The organism is Micromonospora sp. CPCC 205546 (assembly GCF_036902715.1).
Lineage (GTDB): Bacteria > Actinomycetota > Actinomycetes > Mycobacteriales > Micromonosporaceae > Micromonospora.
The window spans coordinates 1-23,238 of the sequence record NZ_JBAKHL010000022.1 but is presented as its reverse complement, the minus strand read 5'-3'; the positions used below and the strand labels follow the sequence as shown (position 1 = coordinate 23,238).

Below are 23,238 nucleotides of genomic sequence, written 5' to 3'. Positions count from 1 at the left end.
AGCGCGGTGAGCGCAAGAAGTGCGGCACGGCGGAGCCCCGCGGTCGCGAACGAAGGAGCAGCGCGGTGAGTGTCACGGCCCCACGGGGGTTCCGGGCGGCCGGGGTGGCCGCCGGGCTGAAGACCAGCGGCGCGAGCGACGTCGCGTTGGTCGTCAACGACGGCCCGGACGCCGGCGTGGCCGGGGTGTTCACGGCCAACCGGGTCAAGGCCGCGCCGGTGCTCTGGACCCAGCAGGTGGTGCGCGGCGGCGTCGCCCGCGCCGTCGTGCTCAACTCCGGCGGCGCCAACGCCTGCACGGGCCCGGCCGGCTTCCAGGACACCCACGCCACCGCCGAGCACACCGCCGCCGCGCTCACCTCGGCCAGCGCGCGACTGATGCTCGGCGCCGCCGACGTGGCGGTCTGCTCGACCGGGCTGATCGGCGAGCGGCTGCCCATGCAGAAGCTGCTCCCTGGCGTACGCGCGGCGATCCGCCGGCTGTCGCGCGACGGCGGCCCGGCCGCCGCCGAGGCCATCATGACCACGGACACCAGGCCCAAGACCACGGTGGCCCGCGGCAGCGGCTGGAGCGTCGGCGGCATGGCCAAGGGCGCCGGCATGCTCGCCCCGGCGATGGCCACCATGCTCTGCGTGCTGACCACCGACGCGGTGGCGGGGCCGGAGGACCTCGACACCGCGCTGCGGGAGGCGTGCCGGGTCACCTTCGACCGGATCGACTCCGACGGCTGCATGTCGACCAACGACACGGTGCTGCTGCTGGCCAGCGGCGCGAGCGGCATCGCGCCGACCCCCGCCGAGCTGGCGGCGGCGGTCACCGCCGCCGCCCACGACCTGGCCCAGCAGCTCATCGCCGACGCCGAGGGCGCCACCAAGCAGATCGCCATCGACGTCGTCGGCGCGGCGAGCGAGGACGACGCGGTCGAGGTAGGGCGGTCGGTGGCCCGCAACAACCTGGTCAAGACCGCGTTGTTCGGCAACGACCCGAACTGGGGTCGCATCCTCGCCGCCGTCGGCACCACCGCCGCCGCCTTCGAGCCCGACGGGGTCGACGTCGCCGTCAACGGTGTCTGGGTGTGCCGCGGTGGCGCCGCCGCCGAGGACCGCTCGAAGGTCGACCTGACCGGGCGGGACGTCACCATCCGGATCGACCTGCACGCCGGCGCCGCCGAGGCCACGATCTGGACCAACGACCTTTCCCACGCGTACGTGCACGAGAACTCGGCCTACTCGACATGAGCCTCTCCACCGACCTCGCCCGAGCCCAGGTCAAGGCGGCCACGCTGATCGAGGCGTTGCCCTGGCTGGCACGCTTCTCCGGCTCGACCGTCGTGGTCAAGTACGGCGGCAACGCCATGGTCGAGCCCGAGCTGCAGCGGGCCTTCGCCGCCGACATGGTCTTCCTGCGCTACGCCGGCCTCCGGCCGGTCGTGGTGCACGGCGGCGGCCCGCAGATCTCCGCCATGCTCGGCCGGCTGGGCATCGCCAGCGAGTTCCGCGGCGGCCTACGGGTCACCACCCCGGAGGCGATGGACGTGGTCCGGATGGTCCTCGTCGGCCAGGTGGGCCGGGAGCTCGTCGGCCTGATCAACGCCCACGGCCCGTTCGCGGTGGGGCTCTCCGGCGAGGACGCCGGCCTGTTCACCGCCGTGCGGCGGCCCGCGTACGTGGACGGGGAGCCGGTCGACGTCGGGCAGGTCGGCGACGTCGAGTCGGTCGACGTCTCGGCGGTCACCGACCTGATCGCGGCCGGCCGCATCCCGGTGATCTCCACCGTCGCGCCCGACGCCGACGGGGTGCTGCACAACCTGAACGCCGACACCGCCGCCGCCGCGCTCGCCGTCGCCCTCGACGCCCGCAAGCTGGTCGTCCTCACCGACGTGCCGGGTCTCTACGCCGACTGGCCCGACACCGACAGCCTGGTCAGCGAGATCACCGTGGACGAACTGGCGGCGTTGCTGCCGTCCCTGTCCAGCGGCATGGTGCCCAAGATGGAGGCGTGCCTGCGGGCCGTGCAACAGGGGGTGCCCGCCGCGCACGTCGTCGACGGCCGGGTCGCCCACTCCACGTTGCTGGAGGTCTTCACGTCGGAAGGATTCGGCACCATGGTCGTGAGCGCGAGGAGTGCGGGAGCGCAGCGACCAGGCCCCGCAGTCGGTAACGGAGAGGGCGGCGTGAGCGCGAGAAGTGCGGGAGCGCAGCGACCGGGCCCCGCAGTCGCGAACGAGGAAGGTTCTGTTCCGTCATGAGCATGCTCGTCGAGCGCTGGGCGCAGTCGATGATGGACAACTACGGCACGCCGCCGCTCGCCCTCGTCTCCGGCTCCGGCGCCGTGGTGGTCGACGACGCCGGCCGGGAGTACGTCGATTTCGTCGGCGGCATCGCGGTCAACGCCCTCGGGCACGCCCACCCGGCCGTGGTGGCCGCCGTGTCGAAGCAGGTCGCCACCCTCGGGCACGTCTCCAACCTCTACGTCGCCGAACCGCCGGTGGCCCTCGCCGAGCTGCTGCTGGCCCTGGCCGGGCGGCCCGGGCGGGTCTTCTTCGCCAACTCGGGGGCGGAGGCCAACGAGGCGGCGTTCAAGCTCTCCCGGCTCACCGGCCGCTCGCACGTGGTCGCCGCCCGGGGCGGCTTCCACGGCCGCACCATGGGCGCGCTCGCCCTCACCGGCCAACCGGCCAAGGTCGACCCGTTCCGCCCGCTGCCCGGCGAGGTGACCCACGTCGACTACGGCGACGTGGCGGCCCTGGAGGTGGCGGTCACCGACGCCACCGCCATGGTGATCCTGGAGCCGGTGCAGGGGGAGAACGGCGTGGTGGTCCCGCCGGCCGGCTACCTTGCCGAGGCGCGGCGGATCACCGCCCGGCACGGCGCGCTGCTGGTGCTCGACGAGGTGCAGACCGGCGTCGGGCGTACGGGGCACTGGTTCGCCCACCAGGCCGAGGGGGTGGAGCCCGACGTGGTGACCCTCGCGAAGGGGCTCGGCGGTGGACTGCCCATCGGCGCCTGCCTGGCCTTCGGCCGCGCCGCCCACCTGCTCGCCCCCGGGATGCACGGCACCACCTTCGGCGGTAACCCGGTGAGCTGTGCCGCCGCCCTCGCGGTGGTGTCGACCATCGCCAGCGAAGGGCTGCTCGACCACGTCAAGCGGGTCGGCGAGCGGTTGCGCCGGGGAATCGAGGCGCTGGACCACCCGCTGGTCCACGGCGTACGCGGCGCTGGCCTGCTGCTGGGTGTGGTGCTCGCCGCGCCCGTGGCGAAGGTGCTCGCCGAGGCGCTGCGGGAGGCCGGCTTCCTGGTCAACCCGGTCCAGCCCGGCGTGGTACGACTCGTCCCGCCGCTGATCCTCACCACCGCCCAGGCCGACGCCTTCCTGGCCGCCCTGCCGGGCGCCCTCGACGCGGCGTCCCCGGCCGCCGCCGGTGCGGTCCCGACCGTCGCCGCCTCTGCCTGCGCGCCGGATCTTGGTAGGAAACGGCCCCTGGAGGGGCCGGAATCTACCAAGATCTCCACGCCGCCGGCCGCGCCCAGCGTGGCGACGACGCCCAGCACGACGGAGACGAGCGCATGATCCGGCACTTCCTGCGGGACGACGACCTCAGCCCCGCCGAGCAGTCGGCCGTGCTCGACCTCGCGGCGGCGATGAAGGCCGACCGGTTCGGCCACCGACCGCTGGCCGGGCCCCGGTCGGTGGCGGTGCTCTTCGACAAGCAGAGCCTGCGGACCCGGTTCTCGTTCGACGTCGGCATCGCCGAGCTGGGCGGGCACCCCCTCGTGGTGGACACCCAGGTCACCCACTTCGGCCGGGGCGAGACCCTCGCCGACGCCGGCCGGGTGCTGTCCCGCTACGTCGCGGCGATCGTGCTGCGTACCCACGGCGACGACCGCATCGCCGAGGTCGCCGACGGCGCCAGCGTGCCGGTGGTCAACGCGCTCACCGACGGCTTCCACCCCTGTCAGCTCCTGGCCGACCTGCTCACCGTCCGCGAGCACTGCGGCGGCACCGCCGGGCGGACGCTGGCGTACGTGGGCGACGCCGCGAACAACCTGGCCCACTCGTACCTGCTCGCCGGGGCGACCGCCGGCATGCACGTCCGGGTCGCCGGGCCGGCCGGCTTCGGCCCCGATCCGGAGGTGGTCGCCCGGGCCGCGAAGATCGCCACCGGCACCGGGGGCTCGGTGCAGGCGCTGACCGACCCGGTCGCGGCGGTGGCCGGCGCCGACGTGGTCGCCACGGACACCTGGACGTCGATGGGCCAGGAGGACGACGGGCTGGACCGGATCACCCCGTTCCTGCCGTACCAGGTCAACGCCGCACTGCTCGCCCACGCCGCGCCCGACGTCGTCGTGCTGCACTGCCTGCCCGCGCACCGGGGCGAGGAGATCACCGACGAGGTGCTCGACGGCCCGCGCAGCGTCGTGTTCGACCAGGCGGAGAATCGGCTGCACGCCCAGAAGGCGCTGCTGACGTTCCTCCTCGGGGCCGCGCCCGCGATCCCGGACGCGGCGGCGCCGGGCGTCGCCGTGACCAGGGAGACACCATGACCGCCCCGCTGACCCGCGCCGCCCGGCACGCCCGCATCGTCGAGCTGATCCGCGACAAGGCGATCCACTCGCAGACCGAGCTGGCCGACCTGCTCTCCGGCGACGGCATCCAGGTCACCCAGGCCACCCTCTCCCGGGACCTCAAGGAGTTGGGCGCGGTCACCGCGCGCGGCGGCGACGGGCGGGCCGTCTACCTGATCCCCGAGGACGGCCACCGGCCGCTGCGCGACGCCGAGGCGGCGCCGGCCCGGCTGGTCCGGCTGCTGCGTGAGCTGCTCAACGGGGTCGACGCCAGCGGCAACATCGCCGTACTGCGCACCCCGCCGGGCGCAGCCCACTACCTGGCCAGCGCGTTGGACCGAGCGGGCCTGCCCGAGATCGTCGGCACCATCGCCGGCGACGACACCATCCTCGTCGTGGCCCGCGAGGCCGTCGGCGGGGCCGCGCTCGGCGACAAGCTCGCCGGCTGGGCCCGCCGCGAAGAGAACGTCGAAGGGAACACCACGCCATGACCGAGCGGGTCGTACTCGCCTACTCCGGAGGGCTCGACACCTCCGTCGCCATCCCGTACCTGGCCGACCGGACCGGCGCCGAGGTGATCGCGGTGGCGGTCGACGTCGGGCAGGGCGGCGAGGACCTCGACGCCATCCGGCAGCGCGCCCTGGACTGCGGCGCCGTGGAGTCGGAGGTCGTCGACGCCCGCGACGAGTTCGCCGCCGGGTACTGCCTGCCGGCCATCCGCGCCAACGCGCTCTACATGGACCGCTACCCGCTGGTCTCCGCGCTGTCCCGGCCGCTGATCGTCAAGCATCTGGTGGCCGCGGCCCGCGCGCACGGCGGCACCATCGTCTCGCACGGCTGCACCGGCAAGGGCAACGACCAGGTCCGCTTCGAGGTCGGCCTGGGCGCGCTCGCGCCCGACCTGAAGATCGTCGCGCCGGCCCGGGACTTCGCCTGGACGCGGGACAAGGCGATCGCCTTCGCCGAGGAGAAGGGGCTGCCGATCGACGTGTCGGCGAAGTCGCCGTACTCGATCGACCAGAACCTGTGGGGTCGGGCCGTCGAGACGGGCTTCCTGGAGGACGTCTGGAATCCCCCGGTCGAGGACCTGTACGCGTACACCTGCGACCCGGCGCAGGAACGCGACCCCGACGAGGTCGTGATCACCTTCGACGCCGGCGTCCCGGTGGCGATCGACGGCGAGACCGTCACCCCCTACCAGGCGATCCTGGAGCTCAACCGGCGCGCGGGCGCCCAGGGCGTCGGCCGGCTCGACATGGTCGAGGACCGCCTGGTCGGCATCAAGAGCCGCGAGGTGTACGAGGCGCCGGGCGCGATCGCGCTGATCACCGCCCACCAGGAGTTGGAGGCGGTGACCGTGGAGCGGGACCTGGCCCGGTTCAAGCGCGGCGTCGACCAGCGCTGGGGCGAGCTGGTCTACGACGGCCTCTGGTTCTCGCCGCTGAAGCGCTCGCTGGACGCGTTCATCGACGACGCGCAGCAGCATGTCACCGGCGAGGTGCGGCTGACCCTGCACGGTGGCCGGGCCACCGTCACCGGCCGGCGTTCCGAGGCCAGCCTCTACGACTTCGGCATGGCCACCTACGACACGGGGGACACCTTCGACCAGTCCCTGGCGAAGGGCTTCGTGCAGCTCTGGGGCCTGCCCAGCAAGATGGCCGCCGCGCGGGACGCCCGGCTGGGCGGCTGCTGAGCATGGGCACCACAATGGGCGGCGTGGACGACAAGAGCCTGACCGAGAACAGTGCCGCCACCAACCGCACGAGCCTCTGGGGCGGCCGCTTCGCCGGCGGTCCCGCCGAAGCCCTGGCCCGGCTGTCGGTGAGCGTGCAGTTCGACTGGCGGCTGGCCCCGTACGACATCGCGGCGTCGCGGGCGCACGCCCGGGTGCTCGCCGGCGCCGGCCTGCTCGACCCGGAGGAACTGGGCCGGATCCTCGCCGCCCTGGACGACCTGGAGGCCGCCTGCGCCTCGGGGCAGTTCCGCCCCACGGTCGACGACGAGGACGTGCACACCGCCCTCGAGCGCGGGCTGCTGGAGCGGCTGGGCAGCCTCGGCGGCAAGCTGCGCGCGGGCCGCTCCCGCAACGACCAGGTCGCCACCGACCTGCGGCTCTACCTGCGCGACCACGCCCGGGGCGTGGCCGGCCGGCTGGTCGAGCTGGCCGAGGCCCTGGTCGAGCAGGCGGAGCGGCACGTCGAGACCGCCGCGCCCGGGATGACCCACCTGCAGCACGCCCAGCCGGTCACCTTCGGGCACTGGCTGCTCGCCCACGTGCAGCCGCTGCTGCGCGACCTGGAGCGGCTGCGCGACTGGGACCACCGGGCGGCGATCAGCCCGCTCGGCGCGGGGGCCCTCGCCGGTTCCGGCCTGCCGCTGGACCCGGTGGCCGTCTCGAAGGAGCTGGGCTTCCGCACGTCCTTCGCCAACTCGATGGACGCCGTGGCCGACCGCGACTTCGTCGCCGAGTTCCTCTTCGTCACCGCGATGACCGGGGTGCACCTGTCCCGGCTCGGCGAGGAGGTGGTGCTCTGGACGTCGCAGGAGTTCGGCTGGGTGGAGCTGGACGACGCGTTCGCCACCGGGTCGTCGATCATGCCGCAGAAGAAGAACGCGGACATCGCCGAGCTGGCCCGGGGCAAGTCCGGCCGGCTCGTCGGGGGGCTGATGAGCGTGCTCACCATGCTCAAGGGCCTGCCGATGACGTACGACCGGGACATGCAGGAGGACAAGGAGCCGGCGTTCGACGCGGTCGACACCCTGGAGCTGCTGCTGCCGGCCCTCGCCGGGATGATCTCCACGATGACCGTACGCGCCGACCGCCTGGTCGCGGCCGCGCCGGTCGGCTTCTCCCTCGCCACGGAGGTCGCGGACTGGCTGGTGCGCCGCAACGTGCCGTTCCGCGACGCGCACGAGATCACCGGGAAGCTGGTGGCGCTCTGCGTGGCCCGCGACTGCGCCCTCGACGAGGTCAGCGACGACGACCTCGCGGCGGTCAGCGAGCACCTCGACCCGTCGGTGCGCGACGTGCTCTCGGTCCGCTCGGCGCTCGCCGCCCGGATCACGCCCGGCTCGACCGGTCCCGGGCCGGTCGCCGACCAGCTCGCCGCCGCCGCCGACCAGCTCGCCGGTTGGCGGGAGTGGGCCGCCGAGCGGGTCGTGCCCCGCTGAGGCCACCGACGCCTTCCGTGACGCGACGGGCAACCTGACCCCGCGCGGCGCCGCCCGGTGCCGCGCGGGGTCAGCCCGCCGGGCGCTCGCGCCTCGGCAGCTTGGCCACCACCGCGTCGTACGACTCGTCGACCGCCTCGATCAGCTCCTCCTCGCCGATCCCGCCGGCCAGGCGCAGCGTGTTCCAGCCGGAACGCCCGATGTACGGCGACGGTCGCGCGTCGCCCGGGTGCCGGTGCAGCCACTCGTCGGCCACCTCCCGGCTCGGGCCGCACTTCACCCCGAGGGTCGGGTCGTCACCGCCGGCGGAGCCGAGGAAGGCGAAGATCCGGCTGCCGACCTTGACCACCTCGTCGCCCTCCCACGGCCGGTCCAGCCAGGCCCCCGGCTTGCCCAGGCAGTACGCCAGCATCTCCTCGCGCGTCATCGCGTCCTCCTCGACACCGCTTCGTGCCCAGTCTCGCCCATCGAGGGCGTCAGCCGGTGGCGGCGGTGCGGGCGGAGAGCCGTTCGAAGCGCTGCTTGGCGGCCTGCGCGCTGCCCAGCCCGAGCCCGTAGGCGATCTGCTGCCAGGTCAGCCCGCGGCCGCGGGCCAGCGTCAGCAGCCCCGCCTCCATCGCGTCGACCTCGGCGCGCAGGTGCGGGACGAGGGTGAGCGCCGCGACGAGGTCCGCGTCGTCGACCGGCTCCTCGCCGGGCTCGACCTCGGCCCCGCCGGCGGCCAGGGCGGTGACCAGCGCGACCGCCTCGTAGGCGTCCGGCACGTAGGGGTTGGTGTGCCGGCGGCGGCGCGCCTCGGTGCCGGCGTGCCGCTCGGTGATCCGGTGCAGCGCGGCGTAGGTGCGGTGTGCCCGGGACGCGCCGGCGTCGGGCGCGGTGAAGGAGTCGGTCATGCCCGCACTCCATCATGCCAACGCTTCGTTGTCAACGAATTATTGAAGGACTGGCCGTCGACCGGCGGACGGGCGTGCCGGCGGATATTGTCGTTGCCGTGGTGGCGTACTCCGACCGCCGCCCCGCCGACCTGGCGGGGCTGGCCGACCTGCTCGCCGGCCCGGTGGTGCCGGCCGCCCGGGGCCTGCTCGGCTGCCGGCTCACCGCCGGCGACGTGACCGTGCGGATCACCGAGGTCGAGGCGTACGCCGGGACGGCCGGCGACCCCGCGTCGCACGCGCACCGGGGCCGCACCCCGCGCAACGCCGTGATGTTCGGGCCGGCGGGGCACGCCTACGTCTACTTCACCTACGGCATGCACTGGTGCGTGAACGTGGTCACCGGGCCCGACGGGGAGGCCTCGGCGGTGCTGCTGCGCGCCGGCGAGGTGGTCGACGGCGTCGAGGCGGCCCGGGTCCGGCGCCCCGCCGTACGCCGGGACGTCGACCTCGCGCGCGGGCCCGCCCGGCTCTGCGCGGCGCTGGGCGTCGACCGGAGTGCCTACGGTCAGTGGCTGCTCGGTGACGGCCCCGTCCGCCTGCGCCCGGCCGACGTCCCGGTGCCCGCGGAGGCGGTCGCCGCCGGCCCGCGGGTGGGCGTGACCGGGGCGCACGACGTGCCGTGGCGCTTCTGGATCGCCGGCGACCCGACCGTGAGCGCCTACCGCCGGCACGTCCCGCGCAGCCGCTGACCCACCCCGTGCGGAATAGTTGACTCGTCAAATAGGTTGTGTGGTGCGTCCGGGAGCCGCAGCGGCCCCGGCCGGAACCACGCGAGGAGCTGGTCATGCAGTTCGGAGTCTTCACCGTCGGCGACGTCACGGTCGACCCGACCACCGGTCGCGAGCCGACCGAGCATGAGCGGATCAAGGCGATGGTCGCCATCGCGCTCAAGGCCGAGGAGGTCGGCCTCGACGTCTTCGCCACCGGCGAGCACCACAACCCGCCGTTCGTGCCGTCGTCGCCCACCACCATGCTGGGCTTCGTCGCCGCCCGCACCGAGCGCCTGCTGCTCTCCACCGCCACCACGCTGATCACCACCAACGACCCGGTGAAGATCGCCGAGGACTACGCGATGCTCCAGCACCTCGCGGACGGCCGGGTGGACCTGATGATGGGGCGCGGCAACACCGGGCCGGTCTACCCGTGGTTCGGCCAGGACATCCGCAACGGCATCCCCCTCGCCATCGAGAACTACGACCTGCTGCACCGGCTCTGGCGCGAGGACACCGTCGACTGGAAGGGCCGCTTCCGCACCCCGCTGCAGTCGTTCACCTCGACGCCGCGCCCGCTCGACGGCGTGCCGCCGTTCGTCTGGCACGGCTCGATCCGCAGCCCCGAGATCGCCGAGCAGGCCGCCTACTACGGCGACGGCTTCTTCGCCAACCACATCTTCTGGCCGAAGGAGCACACCCAGCGGATGGTCGGGCTCTACCGGCAGCGCTACGCCCACTACGGCCACGGCTCCGCCGACCAGGCCATCGTGGGCCTCGGCGGGCAGGTGTTCATGCGGCGCAACTCACAGGACGCGGTGCGGGAGTTCCGGCCGTACTTCGACAACGCGCCCGTCTACGGGCACGGCCCGTCGCTGGAGGAGTTCACCGCGCAGACCCCGCTGACCGTGGGCAGCCCGCAGCAGGTCATCGACCGCACCCTGGGCTTCCGCGACTACGTCGGCGACTACCAGCGCCAGCTGTTCCTCATGGACCACGCCGGCCTGCCCCTGAAGACCGTGCTGGAGCAGCTTGACCTGCTCGGCGAGGAGGTCGTACCCGTGCTGCGCAAGGAGTTCGAGTCGCTGCGCCCGGCGCACGTGCCCGCCGCGCCCACCCACGCGTCGCTGCGTGACGCCGCTCGGGACGCCGCCGACCGGGCCGGGGCGGAGGCGGGCCGATGACCCGCCGCACCCTCGCCGTGGTGTCGGCCGGGCTGGGCCGGCCCTCGTCGACCCGCCTGCTCGCCGACCAGCTCGCCGCGGCCACCCGCGACGAGCTGGCCCGGCGCGGCGACGAGGTCGACGTGCACCCCGTCGAGCTGCGCGAGCACGCCCACGACGTGGTCAACCACCTGCTCACCGGCTTCCCGTCGCCCGCACTGCGCCAGGTGCTCGACACGGTCACCGGCGCGGACGGGCTGATCGCCGTCACGCCGATCTTCCACGCCTCGTACAACGGGCTGTTCAAGTCGTTCTTCGACCTGGTCGCGCCCGGCGCGCTGGCGGACCGGCCGGTGCTGGTCGGCGCCACCGGCGGAACGGCCCGGCACTCGCTGGCGCTGGAGCACGCCGTCCGGCCGATGTTCGCCCACCTGCGGTCGGTCGTGGTGCCCACCGGGGTCTTCGCCGCACCGGAGGACTGGTCCGCCGGGGCCGCCGACGGCGCCCTGCGGGCACGGATCGTGCGCGCCGGCGGCGAACTGGCCGAACAGGTCCACCGGCGGCCGGAGTCCACCGGCCCCGCCGACCCGTTCGCCCTCACCACCAGCTTCGACGAGCTGCTCGGCGGCCGGGACCGCTGAGGGCCGCCGACCCGCCGACCCCGCCCGGGGCCGGCGGATCGGGGCACGTCAGTGGGCGTGACCGTACGGGCGCGCCACCAGCACCGGGCAGTGCGCGTGCTGCACGAGGGTCTGACTGACCGAGCCGAGCAGCAGCCCGGTGAACCCGCCCCGGCCCCGGGAGCCGACCACCACCAGCGCCGCGTCCCCGCTGGCCTCGACGAGCGCCTGCTCGGTCTTCGGCGCCCGCAGCACCCGCTCCTCGACGGCCAGCCCCGGGTGGCTGCCCCGCACGGCCGCCGCGGCGGTGGCCAGCAGCTCGGCGGGGCCCGGTTCCGTGGCGTCCGGCGTCCGGGTCACCTCGTCCGGTGCCGACCGGTTCCCGTCCGGCGGCTGGACGTGCACCAGCACCAGCCCGTCGCCGCGGCGGACCGCCTCGTCGGCCGCGTAGCCGACCGCCAGCTCGGCGGGCTCCGAGCCGTCCACCCCGACCAGCACCGGCCCGGCGACGGGGATCGGCTCCTCGACGGGGCGCACCACCAGCACCGGGCAGTGCGCGTGGGCGGCCACCTGCGTGCCGACCGAGCCGAGCAGCAGCCCCGCGAAGCCGCCCAGTCCCCGGCTGCCCACCACCACCAGCTCGGCCCGCCGGGACTCCTCGACCAGCGTCGCCCCCGGCCCGCCGGCCACCTGACGCACCTCGACGGCCAGCCCGGGGCAGCGCTCGGCGAGGTCCGCGGCCGTCGTCTCCAACATCTTCTGCGCCTCCTCGGTCGGCGCCGGCAACCCCACGTCGTACGGGTTGATCGGCACGCCGTAACCGAGCGGGTGCAGGTAGCCGTGCACCAGGTGCAGGGGGCGGGACCGCAGCACGGCGGCCCGCGCGGCGTGCTCCGCCGCCAGCAGGCTCGCCGGGGATCCGTCCACACCCACCACCACGGGTCGGTTCATCAGCCCTCCCAGAGGTCGTTCAGGTCATTGTGGACGCGACACCGTGGACTCGCCGGCATTTGCGCCGACCGGTCAGGACGCGTCGTCCCGCTTCGGGTGCCGCACGATCACCAGTGGGCAGTGCGCGTGGTGCAGCACCGCGTGGCTGACCGAACCGAGCAGCAGCCCGCCCAGCGCGCCCCGGCCGCGCGCCCCCACGACCACCAGCTGGGCCGTCTTCGACTCCTCGACCAGCACCCCGCCGGGTGAGCCCCGGACCAGTCGGTGCTGCGCCGGCACGTCGGGGTAGCGCTCGGCGAAACCGGCGAGGGACTCCGCGAGGGCGCGCTCCTCGTCCGCGGCGTAGGCGTCCAGGTCGTAGACCAGGGGCAGGACGTCACCCGGGCCGACCGGCGTGGGATAGAGCCAGGCCTGCACGGCGACCAGCGGGGCGCCCCGGCGGCTCGCCTCCTCGTAGGCGAACGCGACGGCCTCGAGGGAACACTCGGAGCCGTCGACGCCCACCACGACCGGGCCGTCGGCGTGCTGCTCACCGCGCACCACGAGGACCGGCACCTGTGCGTGGGCGGAGACCTGCACGGTCACCGAGCCCAGCAGCAGCCCGGCGAAACCGCCCAGGCCCCGGTGGCCCAGCACCACCAGGGCGGCGTCGCGGGACTGCTCGAGCAGGACGGGGGTCGCCGCGCCGTCGACCACCACGCCGGTCACCGGCACGTCCGGGGCGATCCTGGTGGCCTCGGTGATCGCCTCGGCGACGTACCGTTCGGCCTGGTTGCGCAGGCCGGCGCCGGCCGGCGCGCCCTCCGCGGCGCCGAGCGGGGCACGGGTCAGGGGCCAGATGAAGGCGTGCACGATCCGCAGCGCGCGCTGCCGGTCCGCCGCCTCCCGCGCCGCCACCCGGACCGCGTCCAGCGCGGCGGCCGAACCGTCCACACCCACCACGACGGGGGCACCGGTGTTGATGGTCATCGACTCCTCCTTGCTCCACTTCCAGCCTGCTTGATCCGCACGCTACCCGTCAGGGGCGGTCGTCCCGGCCAGCGGGACGTTGGTCCCGAATCGCAGGCCGCCGGTCGGATCGGTTCCTCCGTCGCGCGTCATGCGGACCGACCGGCACCGACCACACCGTCCCGCTCCCGCGTGTCCCCGTCCCAGGTGTGCCCGTCCCGCGTGGTCGCGTCCGGCGGCGTGGCGCCGCCGACCGCCCGTCGGGCCACCCGCAGCACCAGCCCGGGCAGCACGCTGACGGCGGCGCAGGCCAGCAGCTCCGTCGCGCCGAGCGGCTCGGTGCCGAGCAGCTCCCGCAGCGGGGGCAGCAGCACCCCGGCGACCTGGAGCAGCGCGGAGACCGCCACCGCGACCGGCAGCGCCCGGTTGCCGTGCCGGGCGCCGCGCGGTCGCGGCGCGCGTACCGCGAGCGCCACCCCGAGCTGGGCCAGGCCGAGCACCACGAAGACCACCGACTGCCAGGGCCGGTCCCAGTGCGCGGCGAGCAGCCCGGCGCCGAGCACCACGGCGGCGATCAGCGCGCCGGTGACCAGCACGTCGCGGCCCAGGCCGGCACCGAGCACCGACTCGGACGGGGAGCGCGGCGCCCGGCGCAGCGTCCCCGGCTCCGCCGGTTCCGCGCCCAGGGCCACGCCCGGCACGCCGTGGGTGAGCAGGTTCACCCAGAGGATCTGCGCCGGCAGCAGCGGTACGGCCAGCCCGAACAGCGGGCCGAGCAGCATCACGGCGATCTCGGCGACCCCGCCGGAGAGCGCGTAGCGCAGGAACCGGCGGATGTTGTCGTAGATGCGGCGGCCCTCGCCGATCGCGGCGGCGACGGTGGACAGGTCGTCGTCGACGAGCACCAGGTCGGCGGCCTGCCGGGCGACCTCCGTGCCACCGCCCATCGCCACCCCGATGTCGGCCCGACGCAGCGCCGGAGCGTCGTTCACCCCGTCGCCGGTCATCGCCACCACGTGCCCCCGCGACTGCAGGCCGGCGATGATGTCGAGCTTCTGTTCCGGCTGGGTCCGCGCGAACACCCGCGCCTGCGGGTGAGCCCGCGCCGGGTCGCCGTCGTCCCCGCGTACGACGGGATCGCCCTCACGCCAGAGCCCCAGCTGGCCGCCGATCGCCGCGGCGGTGGCGGGGTGGTCGCCGGTGATCAGCACCAGCCGGACCCCGGCGTCGTCGAAGCTGCCCGCGATGTCGGCCGCGCCCGTGCGCAGCGGGTCGCCGACGGCGACCAGCCCCGCGGGCCGCAGCCCGACCGGCCGGGCCGGGTCGGCCGGCGGGGCGTCCACCACGGCGGACGCGACCGCCAGCACCCGCAGCCCCTCGGCGGCCAGCCGGTGCGCGGCGGCGGTCAGCTCGGCGATCTCCTCGGCGGACGCGTCGACCAGCGGCGCGGCCAGCACGTTCTCCGGCGCGCCCTTGCACACCACCAGATACCGCTGGTCGCAGGAGCGGTGCACCGTGGTCATCCGGCGCAGTTCCTGGTCGAAGGGGTGCTCCGCGACCCGCGGCCAGGCGGCACGGGTGGGTTCCGGGTCGAGCCCGCACCGGGCGGCGAAGGCGACCAGCGCCGCCTCCAGCGGGTCGCCGACGGCGCCCCACTCCGGCCGCTCGTCGGTGGGCGGCGCCAGGGTCGCGTCGTTGCAGAGCAGTCCGGCGCGCGCCAGGCGCCGCAGGTCGTCCGGTACGACCACCGGCGCGCCCTGCCGGTGCACCGCGCCGTGCGGCGCGTAGCCGCTGCCGGTGACGCCGTAGCGGGAACCGTCGGCGGTGACCGCGTGCTGCACCGCCATCCGGCCCTCGGTCAGCGTGCCGGTCTTGTCCGAGGCGATGACGGTGACGGAGCCGAGCGTCTCGACCGCGTGCAGCCGGCGGGGGATCGCCCGCGCCCCGGCCATCCGGCGCGCGCCGAGAGCCAGGGCGAGGGTGACGACCGCCGGCAGCGACTCCGGCACGGCCGCCACCACCAGGCTGACCGCGGTGACGGCCATGTCGACCACCGGCCGCCCGCCGACGACGCCGATGACGAAGACCAGCCCCGAGAGCACCACCGCGGCGAAGCCGAGCATCCGGCCGAGCCCCGCGAGGCGGCGCTGCAACGGGGTGGCGGCGGGCCGGGTGGACGCCACCAGGGCGGTGATCCGGCCGAGCGCGCTGGCGGCACCCGTGCGGACCACCGTGCCGGTGGCCCGCCCGGTGGTGACCACCGTCCCCGCGCTGGCCTCCTCGCCCGCGCCGCGGGCCACCGGCACCGACTCGCCGGTCAGGGCCGACTCGTCGACGCTCAGCCGCGCCGCCTCGTCGAGCAGCAGGTCGGCGGGGACCACGTCGCCGGCCTCGACGCGCACCAGGTCGCCACGGACGAGGTCGGCGGCGGGCAGGACCACGTCGCGGCCGTCCCGTACGACCCGGGCGGTGGGCGCGGCGAGCTGGTCCAACGCGGCGATCGCCCGGTCCGCGCGGACCTCCTGCACCACCCCGATGGCGGTGTTCACCAGCACCACCAGCACGATCACGGCGGTGTCCGGGTAGTCGCGCAGCACGGCGGTGACCACGGCGGCGGCCAGCAGCAACGCCACCAGCGGATCGGTGAGCTGGTGCAGGACCCGGCCGCCCAGGTGCCGGCGGGGCGGCGCGACCGCCGCGTTCGGCCCGTCCGCGCGCAGCCGCGCGGTGGCCTCCGCCGTGCTGAGCCCGGCCGCCGGCCTGGTCGAGGTGTCAGCGGGCACCGGTACGCCCCCCGATTCGCCGCCGTCCGGACTGTCCCACGTCGTCCTCCGCCCTGCCGTGGCGCCGCCGCGGCGCACCCTGCCGATTCCACCCTCGCCCCCTCGCACGGCACCCGCCAGGGAAGTTGCGCCCGCGCGACCCGGGACCAACGGCCCTGCCGCCCGCGCCCGCCGTGCGGTCCAATGGGGAGCCGGAACGACCCGTCGCGGGCACCGGTGACCGCCGGCCCCGCCCGACGAAAGGGGCACCGCATGACCACCCTGGACGTGCTGCGCGCGCACCCGTTCCTCGCCGGACTGCCCGAGCCGTGGCTGCCCCGGCTCGCCGGCCACGCCCGGCCGGTGGTCTGGCACCCCGGATACCGGCTGTTCCGGGCCGACCGGCCCGCCGAACGGTTCTGGCTGGTCCGCGACGGTCGGGTGGCGCTCGACTTCGCGGTGCCCGGCCGGGGCGACGTGGAGATCGAGACCATCGGCCCGGGCGGGGTGCTGGGCTGGTCGTGGCTGTTCCCGCCGTACCGCTGGCAGTTCGGGGCGGTGGCCGCCCAGCGCAGCACGGCGGTGGAGTTCACCGCCGAGGGCGTGCGCCGGCTGATGGAGTCCGACGACGCGCTCGGCCGACAGCTCACCACCCGCTTCATGAGCGTGGTGGTCGACCGGCTGCACGCCGCCCGGGGCCGGCTGCTCGACCTGTACGGCTACCCGGTGGACGCCCCGCCCGCCAGCTGATCCGGCCGGCCGCGCACCACCAGTTCGTCGACCTCCAGCCTGCCGATGCGCAGCTCCCGCACGACCGCCCGGCGGATCGCCAGCCGCCCGATCGCCAGGGCCCCGACGGCGGCGGCGCCGCAGGCCAGCGCCCCCACGGCCAGCGCACCGAGCGACGCCGCTCCCGCCGCCCGCGCCCCCGTCGCCATCGCGCCGGTGACGCCCGCCCCGGTCACCCGCGCCTCGCGTACCTGTCGTCCCATCCCGCCATTGTCCGCGCCGCACCGCCCGCGTGGGCGGCGAAGCGGCGCGCCCGGCATCGGTGGGCCAGTGGACCGCGCGCCGGTACGCCGCCGGACCGCGCGCGTCAGCGGACGGTCAGGCCGCTCGCCGCGAGGCGGCGACGTCCAGGTCGAGCACCGGGGTCAGGGCTGGAGCACCAGGCGGGCGGCGACCCGCCCGGCGAGCACGTCCTCCATCGCCTCGTTGATCTCGTCGAGCTTGCGTACCTCGTGCACGACCCGGGTGCGCCCGGCCGAGTGCAGGCGGAACACCTCCGCCAGGTCGGCGCGGGTGCCCACGATCGAACCGATCACGGTGATCCCCTTCAGCACGGTCTCGAAGACCGGCAGGCTCATCGTGTTGTCCTTCGGCAGCGAGACCAGCACCAGCCGGCCGCCGCGACGCAGGCAGGCGTGCGCCTGCGCGATCACGGTCGGGCTGGCGGCCAGCACGACCGCCACGTCGGCGCCGCCGAGGGCGGTGATCGCCTCGACCGGGTCGACCCGGGACGCGTCGACCGTGTGCGTCGCGCCGAGGGAGGTGGCCAGCGCCAGCTTCTCCTCGGTGACGTCCACGGCCACGGTCTCGGCGCCGTGCAGCTGGGCGTACTGCTGGGCGAGGTGCCCGAGGCCGCCGATGCCGAAGACGGCGACCCGCTCGCCGGGCCGCACCCCGGCCACCCGGACGGCCTTGTACGTCGTGACGCCCGCACAGGTCAGCGGGGCCGCCTCCACCGGGTCGACGCCGGCCGGCACCGCGACCGCGTAGCGGGCCGACGCGAGGGCGTACTCGGCGTGCGCGCCGTCGATCGCGTAGCCGGTGTTGCGCTGCGACTCGCACAGCGTCTCCCAGCCGGAGACGCAGTACTCGCAGGTGCCGCAGGCCCAGCCGAGCCAGGGCAGCGCGACCCGGTCGCCGACGGCGTGCCCGGTGACGTCGGGGCCGACCCGCTCGACGATCCCGACCCCCTCGTGGCCCGGGACGAAGGGCGGGTTCGGCTTGACCGGCCAGTCGCCGCGGGCGGCGTGGATGTCGGTGTGGCACAGCCCGCTGGCCTCGATCCGGACCAGCACCTGGCCGGGGCCGGGCTCCGGCACCGGCACGTCCAAGATCTCCAACGGACGATCGAACGCGGTGACGACCGTGGCTCGCATCGGGGGCCTCCCAGCTCGCAGCTCTCTGTCACCCACCAGCGTGGCGGCCGGGGCCGGGCCCGGACAGAGGCTGAGGACCGGCCCGGTTCGGGACCTGCGGCCCCTGTCGGCAGGCCGCCCGCCGGCGTCGCCCGGGGCCCAGCGTTCGGTCACCAGCCGGCGGGCGGGGCGCGGGGCCGCCACCCCTCGTCGGCGGCGCCCCACGACCGGGCCGCACGCCCTGGACTGTCGCCCCCCGGCCCTATCCTCGGGCCATGACCGCCGACCTGTGCCTGCGTCCCGTCCGCGACGAGGACCTGCCCTCCTTCTTCGCCCACGAGCAGGACGCGGAGGCCAACTGGATGGCCGCCTTCGGGCCGGCGGACCCGGCCGACCGGCAGCGCTTCGACGCGCACTGGCGCCGCGTGCGCGCCGACGAGCGGATCGTCGCCCGCACGGCGGTCGTCGACGGCGAGGTCGTCGGCCACGTGGTCGCCTTCCCCGTCGACGAGCGCACCGAGGTCAGCTACTGGATCGACCCGCGCCGCTGGGGCCGGGGCCACGCCACCGCGGCGCTCACCGCGCTGCTGCGCGAGCTGCCCCAGCGGCCCGTGCACGCTCGGGCCGCCAAGGACAACCGGGCCTCGCTCGCCGTGCTGCGCAAGTGCGGCTTCGTCGTCACCGGCGAGGACAAGGGGTACGCCGCCGGCCGGGGCGTCGAGGTGGAGGAGTGGGTGCTGGAGTTCGCCGGCGACTGACCCCGCCCCCGCCCGCCGGGGCACCGCAACCGGGCGACCACTACTCTCGCGGCGTGAACTGGCTGGAACTGATCGGCTGGACCGGCTCGGCGCTGCTGGTCTGGTCGCTGCTGCAGACGCGCATCCTCCGGCTGCGTGCCCTGAACCTGGTCGGCTGCCTGATCCTGATCGGTTACAACGCCGCCGTGCAGGTCTGGCCCATGGTGGGGCTGAACGTCGTGCTCGCCGTGATCAACGTCTGGTACCTGCGGACCATGCTCGCCACCCGCCACGACGAGTCCACCTACCAGGTGGTCGAGGTCGGTGTCGACGACCAGTTCCTGGCCCACACCCTGAAGGTGCACGCCGCCGACATCGCACGGTTCAACCCCGGCTTCCGCTGGCCCCCCGGCAGCACCGCCGAACGCTCCGCGTTCCTGGTCGTCCGCGCCGACGAGGTGGTGGGTGTGGTGCTGTCGCACGCCGAGGCCGACGGCGTGGCACAGGTCGACCTCGACTACGTCACCCGCCGGTTCCGGGACTTCACCCCGGGCGAGTTCGTCTACCGGCGCAGCAGCCTCTTCACCGACCGCGGCTTCCGCCGGGTGGTCACCCCGCCCGGCATGCTCGCCCCCTACTACCACCGGCTCGGCTTCCGCCCCGAGGGCCGCTCGTACGTCCTCGACCTGCCCGCCCCGCCGGTGGCCGGACGGACCTGATCACATCGCGCACCCGACGAGGATTCGTCGGCCGCCCCGGTGGGCACAGACTGGCCTACGCCGGCCGCGACCTTCGGCCGGCGGTGCCCGTCGTACCGGCGGCACCGTTCCCGCGTGAGGAGAGCCGGGCGTGCAGAGCATCTGGACCCAACTGGCCCTGGTCGGCGTCCTGGTCGTCCTCAACGCGGTCTTCGCCGGCAGCGAGATGGCGCTGGTCTCGCTGCGGGACAGCCAGATCCAGCGGCTGGAACGCACCAGCAGGGCCGGTCGGGTGCTGGCCCGCCTCGCCAAGGACCCCAACCGTTTCCTGGCGACCATCCAGATCGGGATCACCCTCGCCGGCTTCCTGGCGTCGGCCGCGGCGGCGGTGTCGCTGGCCAAGCCCCTCGTGCCGCTGCTCAGCGCGCTCGGCGGCGCCGCCGAGACGGTCGCGATCGTGGTGGTGACGCTCGCGTTGACCTTCGTCACCCTGGTCTTCGGCGAGCTGGCCCCGAAGCGGATCGCCATGCAGGCGGCGGAGCGGTGGGCACTGCTGGTGGCCCGCCCGCTCGACCTGCTGGCCTCCGTGACCCGGCCGGCCGTCTGGGCCCTCGGCGCCACCAGCGACCTGGTGGTACGCCTGGTCGGGTTCAACCCGAAGCACGAGCCCGACGAGATCGGCCCCGACGAACTGCGGGACATCGTCTCCGGCAACCACGGCTTCACCAAGGAGCAGCGGACGATCATCGCCGGCGCCGTGGAGATCGCCGACCGGCAGCTGCGGGCGGTGCTCGTACCCCGGTTGCAGGTCTTCACGCTCGACAGCGGCACCACGGCGGAGGCCGCGCGGCTGCTGCTGGCGGCCACCGGCCACTCCCGGGCGCCGGTGGTCCGCCACGGCGGGCTCGACGACGCGGTCGGCGTGATCCACCTGCGTGACCTGGTCGGCGTCCCCGAGGACCGGCCGGTCGACGAGTGCGCCCGCCCGCCGATGCTGCTGCCGGACTCCCTGCCGGTGGTGGACGCGCTGCGGCAGTTCAAGGCCGAACGCCAGCACATCGCCCTGGTGGTGGACGAGCGGGGCGCGGTCGACGGGATCGTCACCCTGGAGGACATCCTCGAGGAGATCGTCGGGGAGATCTACGACGAGACCGACCGGGACGTGCACTCCGTACGCACGGAGCCGGACGGCGCGATGTGGCTTCCCGGCACCTTCCCCGTGCACGACCTGGCCGACCTCGGCGTCGAGCTGCCCGGCCGTCCCGGCGGGGACTACACCACCACCGCGGGTCTCGTGCTCGCCTGCCTCGGCCACATCCCCACCGCGGCGGGGGAGAGCGTCGTCGTCGACGGTTGGGAGCTGGAGGTGGCCCGCATCGACCACCGGGCCATCACCGGGATCCGACTGCGCCGCCAGGCCGAGCCGGTGCCCGAGGACGCCGAGGCCGTGCTGGACGAGGCCCGCCGCTGACCGGTCAGGCCGGATAGAGGTTCTGCAGCCGGACCTGGCCGCGGGCCACGAGCCGGTCGTCGGCGTCGTTGATCTCCACCTGCCAGAGCTGCTGGCTGCGCCCCCGGTGCACGGGGGTACCCACGGCGGTCAGCTCGCCGTCGCGCACCGCGCGCAGGAAGTCGGTCTGGTTCGACACGCCCACGACGCGTCCCCGCTCGCCCAACCAGAGCGACCCGCCGATGCTGGCCGCCGTCTCGACCACCGAGCAGTACACGCCGCCGTGCTGGATCCCGAACGGCTGGTGCAGCTCGGGGCGGACCCGCCAACGGATCACCACCCGGTCACCGCCGACCTCGTCGAGCTCGAGGCCGAGCAGGGCGACGAAGCCCCCCGTCAGGTCCGGCATGTCCACGGTGTTTCCCTCCTTGATCACGGCGTCGCCAGCCTACGCCGCCGACCACCCGGCAAACCCGGTACGTTCCGCCCCCGGTCATGGGGGAGAATCGGTGACCGTGACCGACAGCAGCCCCCCGCCACCCGGGCGGGACTCCCTGACCGACGACCTGCGGTGGCGGGGCCTGATCCAGGACTCCACCGACCTCGACGAGCTGCGTGCGCTGCTCGACGGCGGCTCCGTCGCCTACTACGTGGGCTTCGACCCGACCGCGCCGAGCCTGCACGTCGGCCATCTCATGCAGGTCGCCACGGCACGGCGGCTCCAGCTCGCCGGGCACCGGCCGCTGCTGCTCGTCGGCGGCGCCACCGGGCAGATCGGCGACCCGAAGGAGAGCGCCGAGCGCAGCCTCAACCCGCCCGAGGTGGTCGCCGGCTGGGTGGCCCGGATCCGCGACCAGCTCGCCCCCTTCGTCTCGTACGAGGGGAAGAACGCGGCGCAGCTGGTCAACAACCTGGACTGGACCGGCGAGATGTCGGTGGTCGAGTTCCTCCGCGACGTCGGCAAGCACTTTCCGGTCAACAAGATGCTGGCCCGGGAGGTCGTCAGGGCGCGGCTGGAGAGCGGCATCAGCTTCACCGAGTTCAGCTACCAGCTGCTCCAGGCGAACGACTTCTTCGAGCTGCACCGCCGGCACGGCTGCCAGCTCCAGTTCGGCGGCTCGGACCAGTGGGGCAACATCACCGCCGGCGTCGACTACATCCGCCGGCGCGGGGCGGGCCCGGTGCAGGCGTTCACCACGCCGCTGGTGACGAAGTCCGACGGTACGAAGTTCGGCAAGACCGAGGGCGGCGCGATCTGGCTCGATCCCGAGATGACCAGCCCGTACGCGTTCTACCAGTTCTGGGTCAACGTCGACGACCGGGACGTGAGCCGCTACCTGCGCTACTTCAGCTTCCGCTCCCGCGAGGAGCTGGAGGCGCTGGAGAAGGAGACCGCCGAGCGGCCGGCGGCCCGGGCGGCGCAGCGGGCGCTCGCCGAGGAGCTGACCACCCTGGTGCACGGCGAGCGGGAGATGGCGCAGGTCGTCGCCGCGAGCCAGGCGCTCTTCGGGCGCGGTTCCCTGGACGAGCTCGCGCCGGCGACGCTGCGGGCCGCGCTGACCGAGGCCGGCCTGGTCCACGTCGACGAGCTGCCCGACATCGCCGGTCTGCTGCGCGACTCGGGGCTGGTGCCGAGTCTCAAGGAGGCGCGTCGGGTGATCGCCGAGGGCGGGGCCTACGTGAACAACGCCCGGGTGACCGAGACCGACGCCACGGTGGGTCCCGCCGACCTGCTGCACGGCCGGTACCTGGTCCTGCGCCGCGGGAAGCGGTCGTTCGCCGGGGTCGAGGTGCGCGGATAGCCGTACGCCCGCGCATGTGACGTGGGACGCCTCCGGCGGATTTGACGATCGATCCGCCGGAGGCGTAGCTTTCTCTCTGCCAGCGCGGAACGGACGAAACGGGGCGAAGCCACCGGAGGCCGGGCGCGGGAGTGAGCTTCGGGGCCGGGGGTGTCGCACCCATCGGTGCCCGGACCGGGCGGGGCCCCGGATCTGCCGCGAGGCGGATTTGGTGAGGCGGAGCCGACCGGGTATGGTTCATCGCCGGTAGGGAACCGGGCGAGTTCGCGGGAGACCGCGGCGGCCGGCCTGCCGGAAGTCACTTTCGACAACGGCGCGAGCCGTCGTCGGGTGGCGCCCGGAAATAGGTTGAAGTGGTGCGGATCGCTGTGAAGCGGTTTGACGCGGCGGAAATCACCGGGTAACGTAGTAAAAGTGCCCGGCGCGGGAAGCGGCGGGGATGCGAACGAGATGCCCCGGGTCGGGGGCTCCACGGTGTGGGGTTTCCGGGCGGTGTGTGGTTGTTCTTTGAGAACTCAACAGGGTGCTTGATAAGCCAGTGCCAATTATGATTTATACCCCGGACTGGTCAGGCTTCGGTTT

General features: G+C 74.6%; 23 protein-coding genes. 15 read left to right on the top strand and 8 right to left on the bottom strand.

The genetic code is table 11. The features are described 5' to 3' along the window. Positions 1-65 precede the first annotated feature (65 nt). From argJ to argH, 7 genes are read left to right on the top strand one after another with little or no spacing between them, the layout of a single operon-like run. Positions 66-1,238, top strand: coding sequence for a bifunctional glutamate N-acetyltransferase/amino-acid acetyltransferase ArgJ (gene argJ, locus V6U77_RS13200; RefSeq protein WP_334606584.1), 1,173 nt, complete (start codon positions 66-68; stop codon positions 1,236-1,238). Further along, positions 1,235-2,248, top strand: coding sequence for an acetylglutamate kinase (gene argB, locus V6U77_RS13195; RefSeq protein WP_334606583.1), 1,014 nt, complete (start codon positions 1,235-1,237; stop codon positions 2,246-2,248). Before argJ ends, argB begins: the two co-directional genes overlap by 4 nt. Next, positions 2,245-3,570 carry an acetylornithine transaminase gene (locus tag V6U77_RS13190; protein WP_334606582.1) on the top strand — a complete coding sequence of 442 codons (1,326 nt, stop codon included), beginning with the start codon at positions 2,245-2,247 and terminating at the stop codon, positions 3,568-3,570. Before argB ends, V6U77_RS13190 begins: the two co-directional genes overlap by 4 nt. Further along, positions 3,567-4,544 carry an ornithine carbamoyltransferase gene (gene argF, locus V6U77_RS13185; RefSeq protein WP_334606581.1) on the top strand — a complete coding sequence of 326 codons (978 nt, stop codon included), beginning with the start codon at positions 3,567-3,569 and terminating at the stop codon, positions 4,542-4,544. Before V6U77_RS13190 ends, argF begins: the two co-directional genes overlap by 4 nt. Further along, a complete protein-coding gene (locus tag V6U77_RS13180; protein ID WP_151455547.1) occupies positions 4,541-5,056 on the top strand; it encodes an arginine repressor in 516 nt (171 codons plus the stop codon). Before argF ends, V6U77_RS13180 begins: the two co-directional genes overlap by 4 nt. Continuing rightward, positions 5,053-6,258: an argininosuccinate synthase gene (locus V6U77_RS13175; RefSeq protein WP_334606580.1), complete on the top strand. Its 1,206-nt coding sequence runs from the start codon at positions 5,053-5,055 to the stop codon at positions 6,256-6,258. The genes V6U77_RS13180 and V6U77_RS13175 overlap by 4 nt, the downstream gene beginning before the upstream one ends. 14 nt (positions 6,259-6,272) lie before the next feature. Beyond that, positions 6,273-7,736: an argininosuccinate lyase gene (gene argH, locus V6U77_RS13170; RefSeq protein WP_334606654.1), complete on the top strand. Its 1,464-nt coding sequence runs from the start codon at positions 6,273-6,275 to the stop codon at positions 7,734-7,736. 70 nt (positions 7,737-7,806) lie between these two features. Here the strand turns inward: argH and V6U77_RS13165 are convergent, their stop codons facing one another. Together V6U77_RS13165 and V6U77_RS13160 are read right to left on the bottom strand one after the other, a co-directional pair. Then, complete coding sequence (locus V6U77_RS13165) at positions 7,807-8,163, bottom strand: MmcQ/YjbR family DNA-binding protein (protein ID WP_334606579.1); 357 nt, start codon at positions 8,161-8,163, stop codon at positions 7,807-7,809. A gap of 49 nt (positions 8,164-8,212) precedes the next feature. Then, positions 8,213-8,629, bottom strand: coding sequence for a DNA-binding protein (locus tag V6U77_RS13160; protein ID WP_334606578.1), 417 nt, complete (start codon positions 8,627-8,629; stop codon positions 8,213-8,215). Between the two features lie 101 nt (positions 8,630-8,730). Between V6U77_RS13160 and V6U77_RS13155 the strand changes: the two genes are divergently transcribed. The 3 genes from V6U77_RS13155 (at position 8,731) to V6U77_RS13145 (ending at position 11,185) form a co-directional block, all read left to right on the top strand. Next, the gene (locus V6U77_RS13155) at positions 8,731-9,360 is read left to right on the top strand and encodes a DNA-3-methyladenine glycosylase (protein ID WP_442934429.1); all 630 of its coding nucleotides are present in this window, start codon (positions 8,731-8,733) and stop codon (positions 9,358-9,360) included. Between the two features lie 95 nt (positions 9,361-9,455). After that, entirely contained in the window at positions 9,456-10,565 is a 1,110-nt protein-coding gene (locus V6U77_RS13150) for an LLM class flavin-dependent oxidoreductase (protein WP_334606576.1), read from the top strand. Then, positions 10,562-11,185: an FMN reductase gene (locus tag V6U77_RS13145; RefSeq protein WP_334606575.1), complete on the top strand. Its 624-nt coding sequence runs from the start codon at positions 10,562-10,564 to the stop codon at positions 11,183-11,185. The genes V6U77_RS13150 and V6U77_RS13145 overlap by 4 nt, the downstream gene beginning before the upstream one ends. Before the next feature lie 48 nt (positions 11,186-11,233). Here the strand turns inward: V6U77_RS13145 and V6U77_RS13140 are convergent, their stop codons facing one another. The 3 genes from V6U77_RS13140 to V6U77_RS13130 all read right to left on the bottom strand — a co-directional run bounded on the left by V6U77_RS13140 (position 11,234) and on the right by V6U77_RS13130 (position 15,846). Beyond that, positions 11,234-12,115, bottom strand: a complete 882-nt coding sequence (locus tag V6U77_RS13140) for a universal stress protein (RefSeq protein ID WP_334606574.1) — start codon at positions 12,113-12,115, stop codon at positions 11,234-11,236. A gap of 72 nt (positions 12,116-12,187) precedes the next feature. Continuing rightward, entirely contained in the window at positions 12,188-13,084 is an 897-nt protein-coding gene (locus V6U77_RS13135) for a universal stress protein (protein WP_334606573.1), read from the bottom strand. Between the two features lie 128 nt (positions 13,085-13,212). After that, positions 13,213-15,846, bottom strand: coding sequence for a cation-translocating P-type ATPase (locus V6U77_RS13130; protein ID WP_334606572.1), 2,634 nt, complete (start codon positions 15,844-15,846; stop codon positions 13,213-13,215). 252 nt (positions 15,847-16,098) lie between these two features. Here V6U77_RS13130 and V6U77_RS13125 point away from each other — a divergent pair, with 252 nt between their 5' ends. Continuing rightward, positions 16,099-16,575: a cyclic nucleotide-binding domain-containing protein gene (locus V6U77_RS13125; protein WP_334606571.1), complete on the top strand. Its 477-nt coding sequence runs from the start codon at positions 16,099-16,101 to the stop codon at positions 16,573-16,575. Here the strand turns inward: V6U77_RS13125 and V6U77_RS13120 are convergent. Continuing rightward, entirely contained in the window at positions 16,545-16,817 is a 273-nt protein-coding gene (locus tag V6U77_RS13120) for a hypothetical protein (RefSeq protein ID WP_334606570.1), read from the bottom strand. The genes V6U77_RS13125 and V6U77_RS13120 overlap by 31 nt on opposite strands. Positions 16,818-16,979: 162 nt before the next feature. Continuing rightward, complete coding sequence (locus V6U77_RS13115) at positions 16,980-17,990, bottom strand: alcohol dehydrogenase catalytic domain-containing protein (RefSeq protein ID WP_334606569.1); 1,011 nt, start codon at positions 17,988-17,990, stop codon at positions 16,980-16,982. A 254-nt stretch (positions 17,991-18,244) separates the two neighbouring features. Between V6U77_RS13115 and V6U77_RS13110 the strand changes: the two genes are divergently transcribed. The 3 genes from V6U77_RS13110 (at position 18,245) to V6U77_RS13100 (ending at position 20,875) form a co-directional block, all read left to right on the top strand. After that, on the top strand, positions 18,245-18,727 hold the full coding sequence (locus V6U77_RS13110) for a GNAT family N-acetyltransferase (RefSeq protein WP_334606568.1): 483 nt from the start codon (positions 18,245-18,247) through the stop codon (positions 18,725-18,727). 53 nt (positions 18,728-18,780) lie between these two features. Continuing rightward, positions 18,781-19,425, top strand: coding sequence for a hypothetical protein (locus tag V6U77_RS13105; RefSeq protein ID WP_334606567.1), 645 nt, complete (start codon positions 18,781-18,783; stop codon positions 19,423-19,425). A 130-nt stretch (positions 19,426-19,555) separates the two neighbouring features. Continuing rightward, positions 19,556-20,875, top strand: coding sequence for a hemolysin family protein (locus V6U77_RS13100; protein WP_334606566.1), 1,320 nt, complete (start codon positions 19,556-19,558; stop codon positions 20,873-20,875). Positions 20,876-20,879: 4 nt separating this feature from the next. Here V6U77_RS13100 and V6U77_RS13095 read toward each other — a convergent pair whose 3' ends face one another. Then, complete coding sequence (locus V6U77_RS13095) at positions 20,880-21,263, bottom strand: PaaI family thioesterase (RefSeq protein ID WP_442934428.1); 384 nt, start codon at positions 21,261-21,263, stop codon at positions 20,880-20,882. A 106-nt stretch (positions 21,264-21,369) separates the two neighbouring features. Here V6U77_RS13095 and tyrS point away from each other — a divergent pair, with 106 nt between their 5' ends. After that, the gene (gene tyrS / locus V6U77_RS13090; protein WP_334606652.1) at positions 21,370-22,656 is read left to right on the top strand and encodes a tyrosine--tRNA ligase; all 1,287 of its coding nucleotides are present in this window, start codon (positions 21,370-21,372) and stop codon (positions 22,654-22,656) included. The last annotated feature ends 582 nt before the right edge of the window (positions 22,657-23,238 follow it).

Excerpts from the sequence above, each read along its gene's own strand:
- V6U77_RS13165 (WP_334606579.1), bottom strand. The coding sequence starts at position 8,163 with ATGACGCGCGAGGAGATGCTGGCGTACTGCCTGGGCAAGCCGGGGGCC.
- V6U77_RS13140 (WP_334606574.1), bottom strand. The coding sequence starts at position 12,115 with ATGAACCGACCCGTGGTGGTGGGTGTGGACGGATCCCCGGCGAGCCTG.
- V6U77_RS13120 (WP_334606570.1), bottom strand. The coding sequence starts at position 16,817 with ATGGGACGACAGGTACGCGAGGCGCGGGTGACCGGGGCGGGCGTCACC.
- argB (WP_334606583.1), top strand. The coding sequence starts at position 1,235 with ATGAGCCTCTCCACCGACCTCGCCCGAGCCCAGGTCAAGGCGGCCACG.
- V6U77_RS13145 (WP_334606575.1), top strand. The coding sequence starts at position 10,562 with ATGACCCGCCGCACCCTCGCCGTGGTGTCGGCCGGGCTGGGCCGGCCC.
- V6U77_RS13095 (WP_442934428.1), bottom strand. The coding sequence starts at position 21,263 with ATGCCGGACCTGACGGGGGGCTTCGTCGCCCTGCTCGGCCTCGAGCTC.
- V6U77_RS13160 (WP_334606578.1), bottom strand. The coding sequence starts at position 8,629 with ATGACCGACTCCTTCACCGCGCCCGACGCCGGCGCGTCCCGGGCACAC.
- V6U77_RS13190 (WP_334606582.1), top strand. The coding sequence starts at position 2,245 with ATGAGCATGCTCGTCGAGCGCTGGGCGCAGTCGATGATGGACAACTAC.
- argF (WP_334606581.1), top strand. The coding sequence starts at position 3,567 with ATGATCCGGCACTTCCTGCGGGACGACGACCTCAGCCCCGCCGAGCAG.
- V6U77_RS13175 (WP_334606580.1), top strand. The coding sequence starts at position 5,053 with ATGACCGAGCGGGTCGTACTCGCCTACTCCGGAGGGCTCGACACCTCC.
- V6U77_RS13115 (WP_334606569.1), bottom strand. The coding sequence starts at position 17,990 with ATGCGAGCCACGGTCGTCACCGCGTTCGATCGTCCGTTGGAGATCTTG.
- V6U77_RS13110 (WP_334606568.1), top strand. The coding sequence starts at position 18,245 with ATGACCGCCGACCTGTGCCTGCGTCCCGTCCGCGACGAGGACCTGCCC.
- V6U77_RS13125 (WP_334606571.1), top strand. The coding sequence starts at position 16,099 with ATGACCACCCTGGACGTGCTGCGCGCGCACCCGTTCCTCGCCGGACTG.
- V6U77_RS13180 (WP_151455547.1), top strand. The coding sequence starts at position 4,541 with ATGACCGCCCCGCTGACCCGCGCCGCCCGGCACGCCCGCATCGTCGAG.
- V6U77_RS13150 (WP_334606576.1), top strand. The coding sequence starts at position 9,456 with ATGCAGTTCGGAGTCTTCACCGTCGGCGACGTCACGGTCGACCCGACC.
- V6U77_RS13135 (WP_334606573.1), bottom strand. The coding sequence starts at position 13,084 with ATGACCATCAACACCGGTGCCCCCGTCGTGGTGGGTGTGGACGGTTCG.
- argH (WP_334606654.1), top strand. The coding sequence starts at position 6,273 with ATGGGCGGCGTGGACGACAAGAGCCTGACCGAGAACAGTGCCGCCACC.